We start from the raw sequence: 4,197 nt of genomic DNA on the forward strand, positions 1-4,197 counted from the left end.
ATAAATATAGACGGACTCAATTGCCGATCCATTTGACTTTGCAATTAATTTTTTCTCGAATTTAAAAACTCAAGTGCTTTATTACTTCCATGACTGAGCACCCATTCCACTTCTATCCCCTGCTCCTCAAACACTTCCTCCGCCCAACCAAATTCTTTCAATGCCAGACTTGTCGGGGAATAATATGCATAATCTAATACCACTTTATCTAATGTGTCCTTTCCTTCTCCCTTGGCAGAGCCACAAGCTGTTATAATGAGCGATGCTCCAATCATTACTGCAATAAACGCAATCCACTTTCTCATGTCTAGTTCCTCCTAGGCTTATTTTTATATTGAATTTCAATTTAAGTTTGCTAAATATCATTTTCCTTATAAGTATAGTCGGGTTTAAGTGTGGACTTTCCATCTTTTCAAAGATGTTTCATATAAAAAACCCCCTTCCTTAAGAAGAGGGTTTTAAAATTCCTCCTCTTATCTTTCAGATTCTTAAAAACTGTAGGATTTAGCACCTTTGCAGTTTAGCCAACTGCAGGTTGCCGGGTTTCGTCGGGCCTATTCCCTCCACCACTCTTAATAAGAGAGTATACATATGTAATTGTATTGAACAAATTATTTTAAAATTTTACCGATTGGAAACTATTCTAATCAAAGTGAATAAAATTGTCAACTTCTTTTTTAAAATTTCAGTGGGACAGAGGGTCAGAGCATTTGTCCCAGTTTTAATATGATTGCAGAATTACTTAAGATTTTATCTTGTATTTTTCCTGCTATAAGTGGATACTAAAGGATATAGGCAAAACTAGTTAACTTACTTCACATGGCATAAGAGAGGAAATATTATATGGAATCAATCGTCGACTTTTTCCGAAAAACCGGAGTAAAACGCATTATTATTTTTGGTTTAATCATTCTAATTCTTTACAGTGTAAGAAGTTTAATAAATATTATCCTCCTTACTTTTATTTTTTCATTTTTGATGAATGGGCTAGTTGAATTTACAGTGAAACGGATCAAATTTAACCGATCGATTCTCGTGTTATTGCTATACTCCGTAATCGTCGGTTTATTAACAGTAGGAGCTGTAAAATACTTACCAATTATTACGATGGAAATCAGTCAAGTCATTGGGCAGATTTCAAATTTCTCCATCCAATCGTATAATAATCCAGTTTTTAGTTTTATAGAACCGATTATTTCAAGCGCTCAAATTACGAGCTACATAGAAAACGGCTTTTCATTTCTCTTAAAATCGATTACAGATATTAGCACGGTAAGTGTACAGGTTTTAATCTCGTTAATACTTAGCTTATTCTTCCTGCTCGAAAAACCCCGCCTACTTGCATTTACGAGTAAGTTCAAAAAAAGTAAGGTTGCGCCATTTTACCTGGAGATCGAGTACTTCGGCAGTAAGTTTTCACGCACCTTTGGCAAAGTAATTGAAGCACAATTTATGATTGCCCTGATTAATACATTTCTTACGGTCATTGTATTAATCATTCTTGGATTCCCACAGATCTTTGGATTAGCGATTATGGTCTTTTTCTTAGGGCTTATCCCTGTTGCAGGTGTAATCATTTCACTTATCCCGCTATCTCTCATCGCCTATACAATCGGGGGCTTTTTAACCGTTATTTACTTGCTCACCGCAATTATGGTTATCCATGCAATTGAAGCGTATATTCTTAATCCAAAATTGATGTCTTCTAAAACGGATTTACCTGTATTTTATACATTTATCGTCTTAATCTTTTCACAGCATTTCTTTGGTGTCTGGGGATTAATTATCGGAATACCAGTGTTCGTATTCTTGCTGGATATACTGGATGTAACCGATAATGATAAACATGAGCAAATAGAGTAGAGGTGGGACACGGGGTTATTTGTCCCACTTATTCATAAAATAAAAAAGGCTCGCGGTTCGCTTGATGTCCTTGTAACTCCGTAGAGAAAAAACATTACGGGAGCTGACTAAGACTTGAGGTAATTGGATTCTTAATTTGAACTTTTATTATTTCCAGGAGTGTCCGACTCAAATTCAATATGCTTATTAACGAAATGAATGATCTAAATGCAAATTATTAAAACATACACATGCATATTAATTTATAAAAAACGCCCATTTGGAAAAATCCAAACAGGCGTTTTTGATATAACAAGGTCTTACAAGTCTATTGGTTTTATATTATCCGCAATAATATATAAATTAGGGGTGCAATAAAAATGTTTAGCACCCCTTCTTTTATTGAAATTATTTCTTTACAGTGTGTATAAAATGAATTGTCTCAAAGGCAGATAAATAATCTGTCCTATTTCTAAAATAAAGTTCATTTATCGAATTTGGTGATAAATGTTCATAAATTAGCAAACCTGATTTTTCTAACATACTCTCTATTTCATTATGAGTGAAACTTGACTTCATTGGTTCCCCACTTGCTAAAGCCATTTTTACCATATTTTCAACTCTATTAGGCATCCCTTTTTCTTCAAAGAGTTTTTCGTCTGCATAATCAAAAACAAGAGAACTACCCGGTGAGATGTTAGTAAATAAATGACTAATCAATCTCGCGTTTTCCTCTTTTGTTAAATAATATGAAACGCCCAATAGGCTAAAGAAAGTCTTTTTGTTGTCAAATCCTTTATCTATTAAATATTGCTTAGAAAACTTATTAGTAAAATCCATAGAAACAAAATGAAGATTTTTTGGGATATTAAGTTTAACATCCTTTAACTTCTTCTTTTTAAATTCTTGCGTAGCTGGATGATCAATTTCAAAAATCTTCAAGCTGTTGTTCAACTCTGGATATCGGAAGCCAAAAGTATCTAATCCAGCTCCGAGTATGACATATTATTCTACTCCTAAATTAACTTCATTTAGCAATACTTTTTCACAGTAAGCAGAACGTGCTAATGATATTAGGGATAGTTGAACTCTCCTGTTAAAGAAATATATGATTACACTCTTGTAAATTTCATCCTTATTTTATCGCTTGTAAATAGAGATCAAGTGAATTTTCGACTTCTGCTTCAACTAATGAAATAAAATCATGATAATCTTTTGTCGTATGCGCTTTATCCAAAGCTTCATAATAAGCTAATCGATTTTCCACTTTGATAACAACCGGTGGATACCCGTCTTTCATTAACTCTAAGTTTAGTAAGAGCCTCGCAGTTCTTCCGTTTCCGTCAATAAACGGATGAATACCTACAAATATGGCATGTAACATTGCGCCACGTTTAATAGCATGATGAAGGGCCCCTTCATTTTCATACCATTTCATCATCTTTTCCATCTTTTCATGAATCAAAAAGGCAGCAGGGGGGACATGCTCCGCTCCCGAAATAAACACTTGCTCTGCTCTGTATACACCTGCATATGCATCGTCAATTCCTTTTAACACAAGGCGATGAAGGTTTTTTATTTGCCATTCTGAAAGAGGTTCCTGATTTCTAATAATTTCTTCTACATAACGAATCGCATCTCTATGATTAATTACTTCTAAATGTTCTCTTAATGTTTTTCCACCAACCGTTATCCCTTCTAAAACAACTTTTGTTTCATTTAACGTTAACGTATTCCCTTCAATTGCGTTAGAGTTGTATGTCCACTCTAAAAATAACTTTTCTTTTAGCGTCCGTAATGTGTGTGTTGGTAAAGGACGAGCAGCATCTAACTGCTCCTTTTTTTTAAGAATATTACTTAACAAATAATTCACCTCTCTCACTATTTTTCATTATGACGCTATATTTATAGAATTACTCAAGCGTTTTATTACTTTTCATTATAACATAGCAGAAATGGAATAAGATTCTTTATACAAAAACCCTCTCCCACCGAAGTGAGAAAGGGTTGATACGTAATATAAGATTGACGTTTTGAGAACTGTGGCGCGCGACGTGCAGATTTAAGACCGTATTTCTTACGTTCTTTCTAATGAGTGTATAATACAATGAAAGTTCAGTAAAAATAATTAAGTTTCATGCCTATAAATAGATATAATAACATCCTTGTTCACTATTCCAAAAAATAATTTGAAGTGCCTTTTTTGTGCAACTGCCGTCGCACAAAAAGCTGCATCAATGGCAGCTGGATCTTCAATATAGACCTGTTAGCCATCCATGTAGCGCAAGATCAGTGCTGATCCTCAGCTGTTTGCGGTCTAAACTGTTGTCTTTATAAAGAACTTTATAGCCAAAA

3 protein-coding genes, 1 pseudogene and 1 riboswitch are annotated in these 4,197 nt (G+C 34.2%); of the genes and pseudogenes, 1 reads left to right on the plus strand and 3 read right to left on the minus strand.

Annotation, left to right across the window (positions count from 1 at the left end; all coding sequences use genetic code 11):
* Positions 1 to 44: 44 nt before the first annotated feature.
* Complete coding sequence (locus IEX94_RS19225; protein ID WP_188859858.1) at positions 45 to 305, minus strand: hypothetical protein; 261 nt, start codon at positions 303 to 305, stop codon at positions 45 to 47.
* A gap of 165 nt (positions 306 to 470) precedes the next feature.
* Positions 471 to 582, minus strand: a riboswitch (SAM riboswitch).
* 261 nt (positions 583 to 843) lie between these two features.
* On the opposite strand from IEX94_RS19225, the gene IEX94_RS19230 reads away from it, so the two are divergent.
* The gene (locus tag IEX94_RS19230; RefSeq protein WP_188858261.1) at positions 844 to 1,863 is read left to right on the plus strand and encodes an AI-2E family transporter; all 1,020 of its coding nucleotides are present in this window, start codon (positions 844 to 846) and stop codon (positions 1,861 to 1,863) included.
* A gap of 387 nt (positions 1,864 to 2,250) precedes the next feature.
* Here the strand turns inward: IEX94_RS19230 and IEX94_RS19235 are convergent.
* Both IEX94_RS19235 and IEX94_RS19240 read right to left on the minus strand, forming a co-directional pair.
* Positions 2,251 to 2,976, minus strand: a pseudogene (locus IEX94_RS19235) (class I SAM-dependent methyltransferase); the annotation flags it as partial.
* Between the two features lies 1 nt (position 2,977).
* Positions 2,978 to 3,706 carry a Fic family protein gene (locus IEX94_RS19240; protein WP_188858259.1) on the minus strand — a complete coding sequence of 243 codons (729 nt, stop codon included), beginning with the start codon at positions 3,704 to 3,706 and terminating at the stop codon, positions 2,978 to 2,980.
* Positions 3,707 to 4,197 lie beyond the last annotated feature (491 nt).

It is taken from the genome of Oceanobacillus indicireducens (assembly GCF_014647195.1).
Taxonomy (GTDB): Bacteria; Bacillota; Bacilli; order Bacillales; family Amphibacillaceae; genus Oceanobacillus; species Oceanobacillus indicireducens.